The sequence below is a fragment of the Hyphomicrobium sp. CS1BSMeth3 genome, from assembly GCF_900117415.1.
Lineage (GTDB): Bacteria > Pseudomonadota > Alphaproteobacteria > Rhizobiales > Hyphomicrobiaceae.
Window position 1 is genome coordinate 144477 of sequence record NZ_FPEI01000004.1, and the last position, 16246, is coordinate 160722.

The window sequence follows — 16246 nt, forward strand, 5'->3', positions numbered from 1 at the left end:
GCTCGATCAGTCCTTCTTGTCCTTGGCCGCCGCATTGCGGAGCGCTTCGAGCTCGGCCTTGAGAGCCGGCTCGATGAGGCGCGGCATGTTGGCGTTCAGCCAATCGCGGAGCAGCGGCCGCAGAAGCTCGACGACCGTCTCGTCCATCGACTTGACGCCGGCAGGAGCGGTCGCGGCCGGCTTCGGCGCGGGAATGGCCTGAGCCGGTACGGGGGCTGCGCTCTTCGCGGCAGGCGCCGGTGTCGCGGCTGGCTTGGGTGCCGGAGCCGGCGCTGCAGCAGCAGGTTTGGGTGCCGGTGCCGGAGCGGGTGTCGTTGCCGGTGCCGCGGCGGCCGGCTTCGGAGCAGGCGCAGGGGCCGGCGTTGGCGTGGGCGCAGGTGCCTCCACCTTCTTGGCAGCAGGTGGCGGATTGGCGGGCGCCGGCTTTGTCTCCACCTTGGCGTCGGAGGCAGCCTTCGCGGTGGCATCTACCTTCGCAGTGTCGTCGGCGCGATCCGCGGCAGGTCCGGGCGCGGCGTCCGGCGCCTTGGCAGCAGGCGCGACGCTCGGATGGGCACTCGGCGGAATGACGCCGGCAATCAAACGGCGCAGCGCATCGGCGCCGGGAACTTCCGGCAGCGCTTCCAAAGCCGCAGGCACACGCGGCGGCTCGCCGAGCAGCGGCCCGGGCAGTGGGGGCCCGAGGACGGTCCGCTCTGCCGTCGCGGGCCGCTGCGGGCCAGCTTCTAGCTGCGGACCTCCGCTCTCGGTCTTGCCCGGTACGACGCTACCGAGATCGCCCAGCTTGGGCGTCGGTGGTCCGATCGTGGCGGCCTCTGCGGCAGGCTTTGCCGGCGCGGAAGATCCATCCAGTTTTGCCGCGGGGCTCGGCGATGCGGCCGGCGCGGCATCCTTCGCCGGAGCCGGAGACGGAAGGACGGGCTCCGCCACTGATTCTTTGGCGGCATCGGGGGCGTTCTGCCGCGGAAAGAGCCACTCGGGCGCACCGTTGACCGGTGAAGTGGAGGCCGGCGTTGCCTTGGCCGCTGGCGGCGGCTTCAGCGCGGGGCCGGCAGCCGCCGCGGCGTGCGGCGTTTCGGCGAGCAGCTCATCTAGGCTGACCGGCTCCGTGGCCGGTGCAGGGTTCGCGGCAGCGGTCTCGGCCGGATGCGGCGGCAGCTTGAGCTCCGGCTCGCGGGGACCAGATACGCCGTTCAGTGGCGCCCGCGCGTTGCTCGGCGGCGCAGCGACAGCGGGCTCCTGAGCCATGATCTTACGGATGGAAGCGAGAATATCGCTCATGCTCCGATCGTCACGCTTCTCAGGATTGGACATCTGCAAACCCTCCACTGCCCGCAGGTATGGCTGCCGACGCCGTACAAAACTTGCGAGTCCCCACCGCGATTCGTCGTCCTAAGCGGGAATAGTGGCATCAATGGTGCAAGTCACCCCTCACGGAGCCTCCGCCCACAGCCGAAAGCCTTCCGCCGCCCACCCTTTCCCAAGACTGTCGCATCTGATACATGCTGTCCGTCCAACAAGCCAAACCAGTGCGTAGAGAGGTTTTCCGCACCCCGCCCCCCGCGGGGCGCGGCAGCAAAGCCCATACCAGACGCAGGAGATGAGCATGGCAGGACGCAGCTCCATCATCGACGCCAATGTCGGACTGACCTTCGACGACGTGCTCCTGTTACCGGGGCGCTCCGAGGTCCTGCCCGGCGAGACGGACGTTGCTTCCCGCGTCACCAAGGAGATCTCGGTCCGCATCCCGATCCTCTCCTCGGCCATGGACACCGTTACGGAATCCCGCCTCGCCATCGCCGTCGCTCAGGCCGGCGGCATCGGCGTCATCCACCGCAATCTCACCCCCGCCGAGCAGGCCAACCAGGTCGCCGCCGTCAAGAAGTTCGAGTCCGGCATGGTGGTGAACCCCGTGACCATCGAGCCCACGGCCACGCTGGCAGCCGCCCTCGAGCTCATGGCCCGCCACAAGATCTCCGGCATCCCGGTCGTCGAGGCGCCGCGCAATGGCCGCCGCGAAGGCAAACTGGTCGGCATCCTGACGCACCGCGACGTGCGCTTCGCGACCAACCTCCAGGCGCCCGTCCATGAGCTAATGACGAAAGAGAAGCTCATCACCGTGCGCGAGAACGTGGATCGTGAGGAAGCCAAGCGCCTTCTCCACGCCCACCGCATCGAGAAGCTGATCGTGGTCGACGATGCCTACCAGTGCATCGGCCTCATCACCGTCAAGGATATCGAGAAGGCGCAGCGCCACCCCTATGCCTGCAAGGACGCGCAGGGACGGCTGCGCGCCGCGGCCGCGACCACGGTCGGCGAGGACGGCCACGAGCGCACCGAGCGCCTGATCGCGGCGGGCTGCGATCTCGTCGTGGTCGATACGGCGCACGGGCACTCCGCGCGCGTGCTCGAGGCCGTCTCACGCATCAAGCGGCTCTCGAACAGCACGCAGGTCGTCGCGGGCAACGTGGCGACGGGCGATGGCGCTCGGGCACTCATCGATGCGGGCGCGGATGCGGTCAAGGTCGGCATCGGCCCTGGCTCCATCTGCACGACGCGCATTGTCGCCGGCGTCGGCGTCCCGCAGCTCACCGCGATCATGGATGCGGTCGACGTCGCCATGAAGCACGATATTCCCATCGTGGCCGACGGCGGCATCCGCTTTTCGGGCGATCTCGTGAAGGCGCTCGCGGCTGGCGCCAGCGTCGCCATGATCGGCTCGCTGCTCGCGGGCACCGACGAGGCCCCGGGCGAAACCTTCCTGTACCAGGGCCGCACTTATAAGGCCTATCGCGGCATGGGCTCCGTCGGCGCCATGGCGCGTGGCAGCGCCGACCGCTACTTCCAGCAGGAAGTGAAGGACGAGCTGAAGCTCGTACCCGAAGGCATCGAGGGCCAGGTGCCGTACAAGGGTCCGGCCGGCCATGTGTTGCATCAGCTCGTCGGCGGGCTGCGTGCGGGCATGGGCTATGTCGGCGCGAAGGATCTCAACGAGCTGCGCGAGAAGGCGAAGTTCATTCGCATCTCGCCGGCCGGCATTCGCGAGAGCCACACGCATGGCGTGGGCATGACGCGCGAGGCGCCGAACTACTCAGGGAACATTTAGTGTGAAACCGGGTGCCCGGCTCGCCGCTGCCGTCACCGTCCTCACCGAGATCACCGTGCGGCACCGCCCGGCGGCGCTCGCCCTCGCCGATTGGGGTAAGGCGAGCCGTTTCGCGGGTTCCGGCGATCGCGCGGCGGTCGGCAACCTCGTCTATGACGTGCTGAGGCGACGCGGCTCCATTGCCGCGCGCATGGGCGCGAGCACGCCGCGCGCGCTGGTGCTCGGTGCAGCCAATCGAGCGCTTGGCCTCGATGCGGACGCGATCTCCGCGGCAGCAGACGGCTCGAAGCACGCGCTCTCGCCGCTGACGGATGGCGAACGCGCGGCGCTCGAAAACACCCAACCGCTGGGCGCCGATGAGCTGCTGGCCGATGTGCCTACCTGGATCGTGCCGCTGCTGCAGTCTGTACTCGGCGACAAGCTCGCCGCCGAGGTTGCCGCATTGTCCGAGCGCGCGCCCGTCGACATCCGCGTCAACACGCTGAAGGCCACACGCAAGCAGGTGCTCGCCGAGCTCGAAAGGCTCGGTCCAAGTGAAACCCGCTTCTCGCCGCTCGGCATTCGCTTCGCAGCGCCCGAAGGCGCCGGACGCACGCCGAACGTCGAGGCCGAGCCGGCGCACGGCAAAGGCTGGTTCGAGGTCCAGGATCAGGGCTCGCAGATTGCGGCACTGCTCGTCGATGCGCGCCCCGGACACGAGGTGCTCGATCTTTGCGCGGGCGCGGGCGGCAAGACGCTGGCGCTCGCGGCTGCCATGAAGGGCGAGGGGCACATCATTGCCCACGACAGCGACAAGACGCGTCTGCGCCCGATCTTCGAACGGCTCGCACGATCGGGCGCGAAGAATGTCGAAGTGCTCGCCGCAAGTGATGCCGACACCCTCGCGGACATGGCCGGGCGCTTCGATCGCGTCGTGATCGATGCGCCGTGCACGGGCAGCGGCACGTGGCGCCGGCGCCCCGATGCGAAATGGCGCCTCAAGCCGCGCAATCTCGAGCAGCGCCAGAAGGAGCAGCAGGAAGTCCTCGCTGCGGCCGCACCTTTGGTCAAACCAGGCGGGCGGCTCGTCTACATCACGTGCTCACTGCTGCCGGCCGAAAATACGGCGCAGATTACGGCCTTCCTCGATGCGAACCCTGGCTATTCGCTCGTTCCCTACGGCGACGTCTGGCGCGATGTTTTGCGAGGGACGCCGCCCCTCTCCGCGGATGGCAGCGCCGATACGCTTCTTCTCACGCCCGCCCAACACGGCACGGACGGCTTCTTCATCGCGTTCCTTGCAAGGAACGCGTAGGGCCGACGCCGCAGACGACTTCAGAGATCGAGGCGCATGATGACGCGCTTGGAAGACGGTCGATGGACAGCGCGAAAATCGCAGCTTTCGAACAGGCGTTCCGTGCCGACCTGACGATCGGTACTGCTGGGCTTGTCGCCAGAGGCCGGAAAACCCTCGATGGCGCTTGCGTTCGAGCGCCTCGCCAGATCCACGGCCGCCGCAAGCATTGACTTTACAATTCCCTGCTTTCGGCAATCGGGGCGTACGAAGAAGCACGGCACCAGCCACACGTCGTCGCTTTCCGACGGATCGATGCTCTTCATGGTTGGCGTGCGAACGGCACGCACATAGCGCGATCGCGGACCGACCGCAGTCCACCCCACGGCCTCGCCATCGAGGTACGCCACGACGCCGAGGGGCTGTTTCGAGATCGCGGCGAGCTCCTTGAATTTTGCCGCGTTCGCCGCGGAGCCGGCCGCGTGGAACTCCTTGACCCTGATGATGAACCACATGCACCAGCAGCCATGAGCCAACCGATCGCAGGAAACGAGCTGCTCGAGCGCGGGCAGATCGCTCAGCGCGAGCGGGCGTACCTCAAGCATAATCTGCGGCGTCCTCTTTCCCTGTGCTCGGTTCACCATAGGGCATGAGAGCCGCGCCCGTTGCAATGCAGCCTGCATCGCCCGAGCGCCCGTTGACTCCGCGGACCGGGGGCGGGCAAGACTTATGCCCAAGCCAAAGCAAGGCACCGCTGCCGGGAGAGATGCCCTATGACCGTATTCCGCTCGTTCCTGTTCGCGCCCGGCAATCATCCGCGCCGCGTCGAGAAGGCCCTGAGCCTCGACGCCGATGCCGTCATTCTGGATCTCGAGGACGCCTGCCCGATCGCCGAGAAGATCGCGACGCGCGAAGTGGTGGTCGCCGCCTGCCAGCAGCCGCGCTCCGGCCTCGCCTATATCCGCGTGAATGCGACGACGACCGAATGGGGCTACGGCGATCTCGTCGCCGTTGTCCGCAAGGGCGTCGACGGGCTCATCCTGCCCAAGGTCGAGACGGTCGATGAGCTGCGCGCGGCCGAGTGGGTGATCGGCAATATCGAGAAAGAGCGCGGGCTCGCAGCGGGCGCGATCGATCTCATCCCGATCATCGAGACGGCCAAAGGCCTCACGAACCTGCGCGCCATTGCAACGGCCGGCACGCGCATCAAGCGCATTGCCTTCGGCGCCGGCGACTTCACGCTCGACGTCGCCATGGCCTGGACGCGCAGCGAAGCCGAGTTGCTGCCCTATCGCAGCGAGTGCGTGCTGGCTTCGCGCGCGGGCAATCTGGAAGCGCCGCTCGACACGGTCTGGGCCGAGCTCAAGGATGGCGAAGGCTTCCGCGCCTCGGCCGTGCACGCGAAGAATGTCGGTTTCCAAGGCAAGATGTGCATCCACCCGGATCAGGTGCCGGTCGTGAACGAGGTGTTCGCGCCGACGGCTGCCGAGGTCGAATGGTCGCGCAAAGCTGTCGCTGCTTTTGCCGAAGCGGAGAAGGCGGGCTCGGCCTCCATCCAGCTCGAAGGCAAGTTCATCGATTATCCGATCGTCTACCGCGCCCAGCGCGTGGTCGCACTTGCCGAGAAGATCGCCGCGCGCCGCCGCTGAGCGCATGAATCAACGAAAACGAGAAGGAAACGCACACATGACCGGCGAGAGCGCCCCTTCCCCGCATCCGACCGTGAAAGCCTTGCAGGGCGTGCGCGTGCTCGATGTGTCGAGCTTTCTTGCCGGCCCCTACTGCACGACGCAGCTTGCCGAGTTCGGTGCCGAGGTCATCAAGATCGAGCTGCCGAAGGTCGGCGACGCACTCCGCAAATTCGGCACGATGACGCCGTCGGGGGATTCGCTCCCCTGGCTGCAGGAGACACGCAACAAGAAGTGCATCACGCTCGATCTCAGAAAGCCCGAGGGCGCGGATCTCCTTAAGCGGCTCGTGCGCCAGGCCGACGTGCTCGTCGAGAACTTCCAGCCCGGCACGCTCGAGAAGTGGGGCCTCGGCTGGGAGACGCTGAAGGTCGAGAACCACAAGCTCATCATGGTGCGCATCTCGGGCTTCGGGCAGACAGGCCCCTACAGCCCGCGCCCCGGCTTCGGGCGCATCGGCAATGCGTTCGGCGGCCTCTCCTATCTCGCGGGCTTTCCCGATCGCCCGCCGACGACGCCTGGCTCCGCCACCATCCCCGACTATCTGTCCGGCCTCTATGGCTCGCTCGGCGTGATGTACGCGCTGCGCGCGCGCGACATGACGGGACGCGGGCAGTACATCGACATCGGCCTCTACGAGTCCGTCTTCCGCATTCTCGACGAGCTGGTCGCGGCCTACGACTACAAGGGCTATGTGCGCGAGCGCATGGGGCCGGGCACCGTCAATGTCTGCCCGCACAGTCACTACCCGACGAAGGACGACAAGTGGATCGCGATCGCCTGCACGTCCGACAAGATCTTCGCGCGCCTCGCCGAGGCCATGGGCGCGCCGGAGGTTGCCGGCGACGGCAAGTGGGGCAAGATCGTCGACCGCGATCGCGACCGCAAAGAGATCGACACCTGGGTCGGGGACTGGACACAGAAGTTCACGCTCGCGGACTGCATTGCCGAGTGCGACAAATTCGAGGTGCCGTGCGGCCCCGTGTACTCCGTCGCCGACATCTTCAATGACCCGCACTATGCCGCGCGCGGGAACATCCTGCGCATGGCCGATCCGCGCGTCGGCGAAATCGCCATGCCGAATGTGGTGCCGCGCCTCTCCGATACGCCCGGCAAGGTCGAGTGGCTCGGTCCGACGCTCGGCGAGCACAATGACGACGTCTATAAAGGCCTGCTCGGCCTGAGCGACGGCGAGATCGGCCGCCTCAAGGACAAAGGCGTGATGTGACGTGGCAGGAGAACCGGCAGCCGTGCCTTATATCTTCGCACCCGCGCTGCGGGAGCTAATGGCCGCACGCATGGCGGGCTTCGAGCGCCACGCGATCAACGATGCCGCACTTCGGCACGCCGCAGTCGCCATCATCGTGGCAGCGGGCGAGGATCCCGCCGAGGCATCCGTGCTGCTCACGCGCCGACCACAGCATCTGAACCGCCACGCCGGGCAGTACGCACTTCCCGGCGGGCGCATGGATGCCGGAGAGACACCCGAAGGCGCGGCGCTCCGCGAGACGGAAGAAGAGCTCGGCCTCCATCTCGCGTCCTCGGCCATTCTCGGTCTGCTCGACGACTACGCGACGCGCTCGGGCTTCTGCATCACGCCGGTCGTGATCTGGGGCGGGCCTGCTTATCCGCTCGCGCCCGATCCCAATGAGGTTGCGCGCGTCTTCCGCGTGCCTCTGCGCGAGCTCGACGCCCCCGAGGTGCCTGACTTCGAGCGGCCCTTCGACGGCTCAGAGCCGATCTTCGGCGTGCCGCTGGCCACGCTCGGCCACAGCCTGCACGCGCCGACGGCCGCAATGCTCTATCAGTTCCGCGAGGTCGCGCTACGCGGAGCGGCGACGCGCGTCGCGCACCTCGAGCAGCCGCGCTTCGCCTGGAGCTGAGGACCGCCCCTCACTCGCTCTTCTTGGCGATCTTCGCGAGGCGCGCCTGGCTGCGCAGCTTGGCTTCGCGGCGCGTGATGTAGGCGGCCGAGATGAAGATCACGGTCGCCCCGACCCATGTCCAGATGTCCGTGACCTCGCCGAACATCCACCAGCCGATCAGCACCGCAAACGGCAGGCGCGAGAAGTCGAAGGTCATGACCAGCGACGCCTCGGTCGAGGCGAAGCCGCGCATGAGGCAGTAGTGCCCGAGCACGGCGGTGAAGCCGATCGTCAGAATGACCGGAAGATATTCCCATCCGGGCGTCTGCCAGACGAACAACGCCGGGATCAGCGTCGGCGGCAGCATCAGGATCGTGGTCAGGAAGACGATCTTGCCGGAATCGTCCTCGCCCGAGAGCTGCTTAAGGAGCACGGTGACGAGGCCCGAGCTCATGGCGTTGAAGACCGCGCAGGCCTGCCCGAGGCCAAAGCCGTCAGCCCCCGGCCGCAGGATGATCATCGCGCCGATGAAGCCGACGATCAGTGCCGTCCAACGGCGAATGCGCACTTTCTCGCCGAGAAAGACGATGGCGCCGAGCGTCCCGAACAAGGGCGCGAGAAATCCGATCGCCGTCACTTCCGCCACGGGGATGAGGGCGAGCGCATAGAACCACGCCGTCATCGAGAAAATCGAGATGCCGACGCGCACGCCGTAGAGATGAATGGCATTGGAGCGCAGGAGCGCGCGCCCACGCCACATCAGCATCGGCATGAGAAAGAGCGTCGCCGAGACATTACGCAGAAAGACCACCTGGAGCGGATGCATGCCCATGAGCGCCGCCTTGCGCGAGCAGGCAGCGAGAACGGCGAACAGCGCCATGGCGGCCGTGATCCAGAGCACCGCGTGGATCGGATCGTCCCGAACGAGCGGGCGCGGGTCGCGCGGTCTTGCTGGGGGTGGCGGGCCCGCAGAGGGCTTTTGGCTTTGGTTTTCCGGCACCCGTGTCCTCTGCGGCTATCGCAGGCCGTGTCGAATCGTCGACGCGGCGGCCTTTCTCAGTGCACGCCCAGAATGACGGAGACAAGACCGCCGATGTGCCGTGCAGCAATGCGAGGCACACTGCCTCTTTAGGCATTCGCCGAGCCGCCGCGACGAGATAGCCCAAAGCACTTGCATTAACGCCCCTTTTGATGGGAACTTGCGGGCCAAGGTCCGGACTTACGGGACCTCCGTCATCAGCTCAGCCATCAGGAGGGTTCGCCCCATGCGGCGCTTAGTTTCCGGTCTTGCAGCCACAGCTCTCGCCGTCTCCGCCTTTTGGGGACCGCCAGCCCAGGCTGGCAAGGCCAATGACACGCTCGTCTGGGCCACGGACCGCGAGAATCCGATCACCGACTCGAGCTATCTCAACACCCGCGAGCTCGTGATCATCGGAACGCTGATCTTCGATCGCCTCGTCCACCTCGACGACAACTACAAGCCCGTGCCGCTCCTCGCCGAGTCCTGGAAGTGGGAGAACGACACGACGCTCGACCTCGTCATCCGCAAGGGGGTGAAGTTCCACTCGGGCAAGGAGCTCGATGCCGAGGACGTCGCCTACACGCTCAACTTCATCGTCGATCCGGCCAACGGCTCGTTCAACCGCTCCTATCTGAGCTGGATCAAAAAGGCGGAGGTGCTCGACAAGCACAAGGTCCGCCTGACGATGGACAAGCCGTTCCCGACCGCACTCACATTCCTCGCGGGCTCGGGCAACATTCTGCCCAAGGGCCACTACGAGAAGGCACCCGCGCGGGCCGACGGCAAGAAGGACTTCGGCGCGGTCCCTTCGGACGGCACCGGCCCCTACAAGATCGCCGAGCTGAAGCCCGGCCAGTCGCTCCTGATGGTGAGGAACGAGGACTACTGGGCCGGCAGCCCCAAGGGCAAACCGCCGATCGGCAAGATCCTCTTCCGCACGATCAAGGACTCGAACACGCGCCTCGCCGAGCTGATGACCGGCGCGATCGACTGGGTCTGGGATGTGCCGAAGGACGAGGCCGAGCGCCTGCAGCGCGCCCCGAACCTGACGATCGAGAATGCCAAGACGCTGCGCATCTCGTACCTGACCATGGACGCGACCGGCCGCTCGCCCGACAAGCGCTTCATGGACAAGCGCGTGCGCCAGGCCCTCAATCACGCGATCAATCGCAAGTCGCTCGTCGACAATCTCGTCGGCGCGCCCTCGCAGGTGATCTACTCGCCCTGCCATCCGGACCAGTTCGGCTGCTCGGAGGACGTGACGAAGTACGACTACAATCCTGACAAGGCGAAGAAGCTGCTCGCCGAGGCCGGTCATCCGAACGGCTTCGAGTTCGACCTGCACGCCTATCGCGAGCGGCACATCACCGAGGCCGTCATCGGCGATCTCGTGCGCGTCGGCCTCAAGCCGCGTCTCGTCTATCTCCAGTACGGCCCGCTCGTTCAGGCCATCCACAAGGGTCAGGCTGCGGTCATCAACCTGACCTGGGGCTCGAGCTCCATCCCCGATGTCTCCGCCAGCACGGGCCACTTCTTCACGGGCTCGCCCGATGACCTCGCGCAGGACAAGGAAGTGATCGCGACCATTCAGGCAGCCAATGGCACGATCGATCCGGACAAGCGCGCGGAGCTCTGGCACAAGGCGCTGAAGCGGATCTCGGACGAGGCCTACTGGGTGCCGATGTTCACCTACGCCAAGTTCTACGCGTACTCGAAGAACCTCGACTTCAAGGCGACGTCCGACGAGATCCCGCAGTTCTACAAGGCCAAGTGGAAGTAAGGCCCGCACCGGGCTCGCGGCCAGCGCGTGCGCCGGCCGCCCTGCTGCAGTGTCAGCTATGACATCCCGGGCGCCGCCGATCAGATATCGGCCGCGCCCGGGAAACTTTAGGACCTTCGAGAGCAAACGCGCCCATGGCCATCTACGCGCTCAAACGGCTCGGTGTGGCACTCCTCGTCGCACTGACCGTGTCGCTGATAACCTTTTCGATGGTCTACATCTCGGGCGACCCCGCGATCACCATCGCGGGCGAGGGCGCGCGCATCGAGGACATCGAGAACATCCGCAAGTACTACGGCTTCGATCGCCCGATCTTCATCCAGTACCTCGACTGGCTGTGGCAAGCGATCCACGGCGACCTCGGCCGATCCTACAGCCTGCGGGTGCCGGTGGCCGATGTGATCTTCGAGCGCCTGCCGACCACCATGCTGCTCGGCGCCTGCGCGATCACGTTCGGGCTCGCGCTTGCAATTCCGCTCGGCGTGCTCGCCGCCGTCAAGCCGAACAGCATTTTCGACCGCGCGGCGCTGACCATCGCCGTCATCGGACAGGCCATGCCGACCTTCTGGTTCGGCCTCACGCTCATCCTCGTGTTCGGCGTCATGCTGCGCTGGCTGCCGATCACCGGGCAGGATAGCTGGTGGAACTTCGTCATGCCGGCGATCGCGCTCGGCTACAACGTGGCGCCGGCCGTGATGCGGCTCACGCGCGCGGGGATGCTGGAGGTGCTCGCCTCCGACTACATCCGCACGGCGCGGGCAAAGGGCCTGCGCCCGATGAAAGTGCTCTTCAAGCACGCGCTCCGCAATGCGGTGATCCCCGTCGTGGCGCTCGCGGCCGTGCAGTTCGGCTTCATGCTCGGAGGGTCGATCGTGATCGAGACGATCTTCCAGATCAACGGGCTCGGCTATCTCGCGTGGGAGTCGATCCAGCGCAAGGACCTGCCGATGATGCAGGCAATCGTGCTGATCCTCTCGATCATCTATGTCGTGATCACGTTCCTTGCGGACATGCTCAATGCCTTCCTCGATCCGCGCATCAGGGTGACCTGACATGGCCGAGTCAACCATCGCACGCTCGACACTCGCCCGCGCCGGCGTCCAGACCGCCGAGGAGATCCTCGCGCCGTCACCGGGCGCCATGATGCGGCGGCGCATCTTTGGTCACTACGGCTTGATGTTCGGCGCCTTCGTGCTGCTCGTCATCATCGGCATGGCGCTCTTTGCGAACGTCATCTCGCCGCACGATGCCTATGACCAGCAGCTTGGCCGCAAGCTGATCCCGCCCATCTGGCACGACAGCCCCAAGGCCACCTGGAGCCATCCGCTCGGGACCGACCACCTCGGTCGCGATTACCTCTCGCGCCTCTATCATGGCGCACAGGTCTCGCTGCTGATCGGCTTCTCCGCGATGATCATCTCCGGCCTCATAGGCACGGTTCTCGGCGTACTGGCCGGCTACTTCGGCGGCCGCGTCGACATGGTGGTGAACTTCCTCATCACGACGCGCCTCTCGATGCCCGTGATCCTGGTCGCGCTCGCGGTCGTCAGCATCATCGGATCATCGCTGACCGTGGTCATATGGGTGCTCGGACTGCTGATCTGGGACCGCTTTGCCGTGGTCATGCGATCGGCGACGCAACAAGTGCGTTCGCTCGAGTTCGTCACGGCGGCTGAGGCGCTCGGCTGCTCGCACACGCGCATCCTGCTGACCGAGATCGCGCCCAATGTGATGAACCATCTGATCGTCGTCGCGACGCTCGAGATGGCGCACGCGATCCTGCTCGAGGCGGCGCTCTCGTTCCTCGGCCTCGGTGTGCAGCCGCCGACACCGTCGTGGGGTCTCATGATCTCCGAGGCCAAGGGCCTCATGTACTTCGACCCCTGGCTGATCGCGATCCCCGGCGTGGCGCTTTTCATGCTCGTGCTGTCGATCAATCTCGTCGGCGACGGCCTCAGAGACGTCACGGCGCCAGAAAATCGCAGCTAGAACCGCAGCTAAGTCGCTATCAAGACCTGAGAAGAATCTGGGAGGCCAATGAGCGACCGCATCCTGACCGTCGAGGGGCTCGAAGTTTCCCTGCCGGTGCCCTCCGGAACGTTGAATGCCGTGCACGGCGTGAGTTTTCACGTCGACCGCGGCGAGACCGTCTGCATCGTCGGCGAGTCCGGCTGCGGCAAGTCGCTGACGGCCCTCTCGATCATGGACCTGCTGCCGAAGCGTGCGCGGCGCGCGGCGCGCGAGCTCACGCTCCTTGGCGAGCCCATTGTCGGCGTATCCGAGACGACCATGGCCGATCTGCGCGGCAACCGCATGGCCATGATCTTCCAGGAGCCGATGACGTCGCTCAATCCGGCCTACACGATCGGCAACCAGCTCGAGGAGGCCCTGCTGCGCCACCGCAAGGTGCCGCGGGCCAAAGCGCGCGAACGCGCCATCCACCTCCTCGAACGCGTCGGCATCACTGCGGCGGAGCAGCGCCTGCGCCAATATCCGCACCAGCTCTCGGGCGGCCTGCGCCAGCGCGTCATGATCGCCATGGCGCTGATGACCGGACCGGATCTCATCATCGCCGACGAGCCGACGACAGCACTCGACGTCACGATCCAGGCGCAGATCCTTCATCTGCTCGCCGAGCTGCAGCGCGAGTTCCATATGGGGCTCGTGCTCATCACGCACGATCTCGGCGTCGTCGCCCGCATCGCGACCCGCGTCGTCGTCATGTACGCGGGCCAGGTCGTCGAGACGGGCACGGCTGCGGAAGTGTTCGGCGCGCCGCGTCATCCCTACACGCGCGGCCTGCTCGATTGCATTCCCATTCCCGGCAAGACCAAGCGCGGTGAGCGTCTCGGCACGATCCCTGGCATGGTGCCATCCCTCGTCGGCCAGATACAGGGCTGCCACTTCGCCGGTCGCTGCAACTACGTGATCGATGAATGCCGCGCTGCGCCCATTCCGCTCGAAGCAACGCCCGACGGCGGGCACGAAGTCCGCTGCATCCGCGCCGACGAGCTGATGCGCGGCGGCTTTCAGCCTGCGGAGAGCGTGGCATGAGCACGACAGCAGCCGTTCGCCCTGAGATCAAAGCCAGCGCCGACACCGCAGCCCCGCCCATGCTCGAGGCCATCGACGTCACGCGCATGTTCATGGTCTCGCAAGGCTTCATGCGCGCGAAGAAGCCGCTGCACGCCGTCAACGGCGTCAATCTCTCGATCCGCCAGGGCGAGGTGGTCGGCCTCGTCGGGGAGTCGGGCTGCGGCAAGACCACGCTCGCGCGCATGCTGCTCGGTTTGATGCCGCCTTCGTCGGGATCGCTGAAGATCGACGGCCAGCCACTTACCGGCATGAGGCGCCGCGACGTCGCGCGTCTCGTGCAGCCGGTTTTCCAGGATCCCTACTCGTCACTCAATCCGCGCAAGTCCGTGGGCTCGATCATCGGTCTGCCGCTTCGCGTGCAGGGCGGCGTGAGCGGCGAGGAAGAGAAGAAGCGCGTCTACGAGATGATGGAGCTCGTCGGCCTCGCGCGGCGGCTCTTCGACAACTATCCGAGCCAGCTCTCGGGCGGCCAGCGCCAGCGCGTCGCCATTGCGCGCGCGCTCATCAACCGCCCGCGCATGGTCATCTGCGACGAGCCGACCTCGGCGCTCGACGTCTCGGTGCAATCCCAGATCCTGAACCTGCTGCAGGACCTGCGCCGCGATCTCGGCCTCACCTATCTGCTGATCAGCCACAATCTCGCGGTCGTCGAGCACATGGCCGATCGCGTGGCGGTCATGTATCTCGGCCGCATTGTCGAGCAGACGGATACGGACACGCTCTTCCGCAATCCGCGCCATCCCTATACCGAAGCGCTGCTGAAATCGGTGCTCACGCCCGAGCCGGGCCTCGGCGTACCCGATACGCAGCTCGGCGCGGCCTATCCGAACCCGCTGAACATGCCCTCGGGCTGCCGCTTCCATCCGCGCTGCGCGCGCCGCTTCGGCCCGTGCGACACGATCGTGCCACGCCCGCTCGTCAGCGCCGCAGGCATGGTCGAGTGCCACCTCTATGATGATGACGTGAAGAAGGAAGCTGCTGCATGAGTGGGAGCCGCACCGGCGCCATCGCCCGCGCCGAGCAATATGTCGATAGCGGCACGTTCGAGCGCGAGCTCGCCGACCGCGTTGCCGTGCGCACGGAGAGCCAGAAGTTCCCCGATCCCAAGGCGATCGCGGAGTGCCACCGCTATCTCAACGAGCACATGAAGCCGGCCTTCGAGGCCATGGGCTTCACCATCAAGACGTATGAGAACCCGTTCAACGGCCAGGGGCCCGTGCTGCTGGCGACGCGCATCGAGGATCCTGCCCTGCCGACCGTGCTCGGCTATGGCCATGGCGATGTCGTGCACGGCATGGACGAGCGCTGGACCAAGGGCAAGGGCCCGTGGATCACGGCGCGCGACGGCGATCGCCTCTACGGACGCGGCACCGCCGACAACAAGGGCCAGCACACGCTGAACATGGCGGCGCTCTCTGCCGTCATGGCCGAGCGCGGCGGCAAGCTCGGCTTCAATGCCAAGTTCATGATCGAGACGGGTGAGGAAGCGGGCTCCAAGGGTCTCAAGGAGCTCGTGCGCGCGAACAAGGCGGACTTCGCGGCCGATGTGCTGATCGCATCGGACGGCCCGCGCGTACGCCAGGACCGCCCGACCATCTCGCTCGGCTGTCGCGGTGCGCTGAACTTCGACCTCGTCGTGGACCTGCGCGAAGGCGGGCACCATTCGGGCAACTGGGGCGGGCTCATTGCCAATCCCGGCTTCATTCTCGCGCACGCGCTGGCGTCCATCGTCGGACCGAAGGGCGAGCTGCTCGTCGAGGCGCTGAAGGCACCGCCGATGTCGCGGGCCGTCAAGGACGTGCTTGCCGATGTCGAGATCGACGGCGGCGACAAAGGCCCCAAGGTCGACGCGTGGTGGGGCGAGCCGGAGCTGCGCCCCGCCGAGCGCGTGTATGCCGCGAACACGTTCAACATCCTGGCCTTCACGACCGGCACGCCTGAGAAGCCGGTGAATGCCATTCCGCCGAAGGCCGTCGCCAACTGTCAGCTCCGCTTCGTCGCCGGCACGAATATCGAGCAGATCATTCCCGCCGTGCAGGCGCATCTCGCCGCGAAGGGGCACACGCTCGTCAAGGTCGTGCCGCCGCCGGCTGCCAACGATGGCGGGTTTGCTGCGACACGCACGGAACCCGATCATCCCTGGGCCGCATTCACGACCAGCTCGGCGCAGCGCTCGACGAACGTGAAGCCCGCGATCATCCCGTCGACCGGCGGCTCGATCTGCAACGACATCTTCACGGATGATCTCGGAATGCCGACGATCTGGATCCCGCACTCCTATGCCGCGTGCTCGCAGCACTGGCCCGACGAGCACATCCTGATGCCGCTCTCGCGGAGTGCCATCCAGCTCATGGCGGGTCTCTATTGGGACATTGGCGAGGGCAAGGGCGTGCCCAAGAGCAGCTAAGCCGACCATC

The 16246-nt window shown here is 66.4% G+C and carries 14 protein-coding genes; 11 read left to right on the forward strand and 3 right to left on the reverse strand.

The annotated features are described in order from the left end of the window. Nucleotides 1-6 precede the first annotated feature (6 nt). The gene (locus tag CS1BSM3_RS04885) at nt 7-1314 is read right to left on the reverse strand and encodes a DUF2497 domain-containing protein (protein ID WP_072385888.1); all 1308 of its coding nucleotides are present in this window, start codon (nt 1312-1314) and stop codon (nt 7-9) included. Nucleotides 1315-1600: 286 nt separating this feature from the next. Between CS1BSM3_RS04885 and guaB the strand changes: the two genes are divergently transcribed. Both guaB and CS1BSM3_RS04895 read left to right on the forward strand, forming a co-directional pair. Continuing rightward, the gene (guaB, locus tag CS1BSM3_RS04890) at nt 1601-3106 is read left to right on the forward strand and encodes an IMP dehydrogenase (protein WP_072385889.1); all 1506 of its coding nucleotides are present in this window, start codon (nt 1601-1603) and stop codon (nt 3104-3106) included. 1 nt (nt 3107) lies between these two features. Further along, nucleotides 3108-4400, forward strand: coding sequence for an RsmB/NOP family class I SAM-dependent RNA methyltransferase (locus tag CS1BSM3_RS04895; RefSeq protein ID WP_072385891.1), 1293 nt, complete (start codon nt 3108-3110; stop codon nt 4398-4400). 20 nt (nt 4401-4420) lie between these two features. Here CS1BSM3_RS04895 and CS1BSM3_RS04900 read toward each other — a convergent pair whose 3' ends face one another. Then, nucleotides 4421-4984 carry a GNAT family N-acetyltransferase gene (locus CS1BSM3_RS04900; protein WP_072385893.1) on the reverse strand — a complete coding sequence of 188 codons (564 nt, stop codon included), beginning with the start codon at nt 4982-4984 and terminating at the stop codon, nt 4421-4423. 168 nt (nt 4985-5152) lie between these two features. Between CS1BSM3_RS04900 and CS1BSM3_RS04905 the strand changes: the two genes are divergently transcribed. Genes CS1BSM3_RS04905 through CS1BSM3_RS04915 form a run of 3 tightly spaced genes read left to right on the forward strand, consistent with a single transcriptional unit; the run spans nt 5153 to nt 7950 of the window. Continuing rightward, nucleotides 5153-6028, forward strand: a complete 876-nt coding sequence (locus CS1BSM3_RS04905; RefSeq protein WP_072385895.1) for an HpcH/HpaI aldolase/citrate lyase family protein — start codon at nt 5153-5155, stop codon at nt 6026-6028. A 37-nt stretch (nt 6029-6065) separates the two neighbouring features. Next, nucleotides 6066-7295, forward strand: a complete 1230-nt coding sequence (locus CS1BSM3_RS04910; RefSeq protein ID WP_072385896.1) for a CaiB/BaiF CoA transferase family protein — start codon at nt 6066-6068, stop codon at nt 7293-7295. A 22-nt stretch (nt 7296-7317) separates the two neighbouring features. Beyond that, nucleotides 7318-7950 (forward strand): NUDIX hydrolase, encoded by a 633-nt coding sequence (locus CS1BSM3_RS04915; RefSeq protein WP_072385897.1) that lies wholly within the window; start codon nt 7318-7320, stop codon nt 7948-7950. Between the two features lie 10 nt (nt 7951-7960). Here CS1BSM3_RS04915 and CS1BSM3_RS04920 read toward each other — a convergent pair whose 3' ends face one another. Beyond that, nucleotides 7961-8833 (reverse strand): DMT family transporter, encoded by an 873-nt coding sequence (locus CS1BSM3_RS04920; protein WP_072385898.1) that lies wholly within the window; start codon nt 8831-8833, stop codon nt 7961-7963. A 364-nt stretch (nt 8834-9197) separates the two neighbouring features. Between CS1BSM3_RS04920 and CS1BSM3_RS04925 the strand changes: the two genes are divergently transcribed. The 6 genes from CS1BSM3_RS04925 to CS1BSM3_RS04950 all read left to right on the forward strand — a co-directional run bounded on the left by CS1BSM3_RS04925 (nt 9198) and on the right by CS1BSM3_RS04950 (nt 16236). Further along, nucleotides 9198-10733, forward strand: a complete 1536-nt coding sequence (locus CS1BSM3_RS04925; RefSeq protein WP_072385900.1) for an ABC transporter substrate-binding protein — start codon at nt 9198-9200, stop codon at nt 10731-10733. Nucleotides 10734-10867: 134 nt separating this feature from the next. Next, a complete protein-coding gene (locus CS1BSM3_RS04930; protein ID WP_072385902.1) occupies nt 10868-11785 on the forward strand; it encodes an ABC transporter permease in 918 nt (305 codons plus the stop codon). A gap of 88 nt (nt 11786-11873) precedes the next feature. Beyond that, entirely contained in the window at nt 11874-12722 is an 849-nt protein-coding gene (locus CS1BSM3_RS04935; protein ID WP_244540462.1) for an ABC transporter permease, read from the forward strand. Between the two features lie 48 nt (nt 12723-12770). After that, a complete protein-coding gene (locus CS1BSM3_RS04940; protein WP_072385905.1) occupies nt 12771-13787 on the forward strand; it encodes an ABC transporter ATP-binding protein in 1017 nt (338 codons plus the stop codon). Next, nucleotides 13784-14815, forward strand: a complete 1032-nt coding sequence (locus CS1BSM3_RS04945; RefSeq protein WP_083528280.1) for an ABC transporter ATP-binding protein — start codon at nt 13784-13786, stop codon at nt 14813-14815. Before CS1BSM3_RS04940 ends, CS1BSM3_RS04945 begins: the two co-directional genes overlap by 4 nt. Next, nucleotides 14812-16236, forward strand: a complete 1425-nt coding sequence (locus tag CS1BSM3_RS04950; RefSeq protein WP_072385907.1) for a M20 family metallopeptidase — start codon at nt 14812-14814, stop codon at nt 16234-16236. The genes CS1BSM3_RS04945 and CS1BSM3_RS04950 overlap by 4 nt, the downstream gene beginning before the upstream one ends. Nucleotides 16237-16246 lie beyond the last annotated feature (10 nt).

Excerpts from the sequence above, each read along its gene's own strand:
- CS1BSM3_RS04885 (WP_072385888.1), bottom strand. The coding sequence starts at position 1,314 with ATGTCCAATCCTGAGAAGCGTGACGATCGGAGCATGAGCGATATTCTC.
- guaB (WP_072385889.1), top strand. The coding sequence starts at position 1,601 with ATGAGCATGGCAGGACGCAGCTCCATCATCGACGCCAATGTCGGACTG.
- CS1BSM3_RS04900 (WP_072385893.1), bottom strand. The coding sequence starts at position 4,984 with ATGCTTGAGGTACGCCCGCTCGCGCTGAGCGATCTGCCCGCGCTCGAG.
- CS1BSM3_RS04905 (WP_072385895.1), top strand. The coding sequence starts at position 5,153 with ATGACCGTATTCCGCTCGTTCCTGTTCGCGCCCGGCAATCATCCGCGC.
- CS1BSM3_RS04910 (WP_072385896.1), top strand. The coding sequence starts at position 6,066 with ATGACCGGCGAGAGCGCCCCTTCCCCGCATCCGACCGTGAAAGCCTTG.
- CS1BSM3_RS04925 (WP_072385900.1), top strand. The coding sequence starts at position 9,198 with ATGCGGCGCTTAGTTTCCGGTCTTGCAGCCACAGCTCTCGCCGTCTCC.
- CS1BSM3_RS04930 (WP_072385902.1), top strand. The coding sequence starts at position 10,868 with ATGGCCATCTACGCGCTCAAACGGCTCGGTGTGGCACTCCTCGTCGCA.
- CS1BSM3_RS04935 (WP_244540462.1), top strand. The coding sequence starts at position 11,874 with ATGATGCGGCGGCGCATCTTTGGTCACTACGGCTTGATGTTCGGCGCC.
- CS1BSM3_RS04940 (WP_072385905.1), top strand. The coding sequence starts at position 12,771 with ATGAGCGACCGCATCCTGACCGTCGAGGGGCTCGAAGTTTCCCTGCCG.
- CS1BSM3_RS04945 (WP_083528280.1), top strand. The coding sequence starts at position 13,784 with ATGAGCACGACAGCAGCCGTTCGCCCTGAGATCAAAGCCAGCGCCGAC.
- CS1BSM3_RS04950 (WP_072385907.1), top strand. The coding sequence starts at position 14,812 with ATGAGTGGGAGCCGCACCGGCGCCATCGCCCGCGCCGAGCAATATGTC.